Annotated in this window: 1 protein-coding gene and 1 pseudogene; both read left to right on the top strand. The window is 64.6% G+C overall.

What is annotated here, in order from left to right:
• Positions 1 to 808, top strand: an 808-nt coding sequence (locus tag EN884_RS36985) for a YcjX family protein (RefSeq protein WP_164895462.1), incomplete at its 5' end; no start/stop codon positions are given.
• Positions 805 to 989 (top strand): annotated as a pseudogene (locus tag EN884_RS36980) (TIGR01620 family protein); the annotation flags it as partial. The gene EN884_RS36985 and the pseudogene EN884_RS36980, both read left to right, overlap by 4 nt.

The following is a 989-nucleotide window of genomic DNA, read 5'->3' as shown; positions in this document are numbered from 1 at the left end:
CTTCCTGATGCCGGGCGATCTCGAAGGCTCGCCGGCCCTGACCTTCGCGCCACTGGCCGCGATCGGCGACAACCGTCCGCGCGCAGGCTCGCTGCACGCCATGATGGACAGGCGCTATGAGGCCTACAAGACGCATGTCGTCAAACCCTTTTTCCGGGAACACATCACCCGCCTCGACCGCCAGATCGTGCTGATCGACGCTATGCAGGCGCTGAACGCCGGCCCGGGCGCCATGGCCGACCTGGAACGCGCGGTGACCGAGATCCTCAGCTGTTTTCGCCCCGGCCGGGGCAGCTTCCTCACCGATCTGTTCTCGCGGCGCATCGACCGCATCCTGGTTGCCGCGACCAAGGCCGACCATCTGCATCACGAAAGCCATGACCGGCTGCAGGCGATCGTGCGGCGGCTTGCCGACCGCGCCGTGGCACGGGCGAATTTCACCGGCGCCGATGTCGATGTGGTCGCCATGGCGGCGGTGCGCGCGACGCGCGAAGGCACCGTCAGGCAAGGCCGGGAGACGCTTCCCGTCATCATCGGCACGCCGATAGCCGGTGAGAAGATCAACGGCGAAACCTTCGATGGAAAAACTGAAACAGCCATATTTCCCGGTGACTTACCGGAGAATATTGATGCGGTTTTCGATGTTTCGGGAGCCGATCACAGGCAGGACTCCGCGGACCCTGCAATCCGCTTCGTCCGTTTCCGTCCCCCAAAGCTCGAACGCACGGCCGAAGGCGTCACGCTGTCGCTGCCGCATATCAGGCTCGACCGTGCCTTGCAGTTCCTGATCGGAGATCATCTGGCATGACCGCGCCCCGCAAGCCGGCGGCATTCCGCATCGAACCGGAAGCCCCACCGAGACAAGCGGCCCCTGAGCCGCGCAACATCCAGGCCGACACCCAGCGCAAACCCCGCGCGATGAAAACCCATGTCGCGATGGTCATTCCGCCGAAAGTCGCTGTCTTCTACGAGCCCGCCATCATTGCCGC

Origin of the sequence: Mesorhizobium sp. M7A.F.Ca.AU.001.01.1.1 (assembly GCF_004022735.1) — a bacterium.
Classification (GTDB): domain Bacteria; phylum Pseudomonadota; class Alphaproteobacteria; order Rhizobiales; family Rhizobiaceae; genus Mesorhizobium; species Mesorhizobium ciceri.
This window is presented reverse-complemented; position numbering and strand designations above follow the sequence as displayed.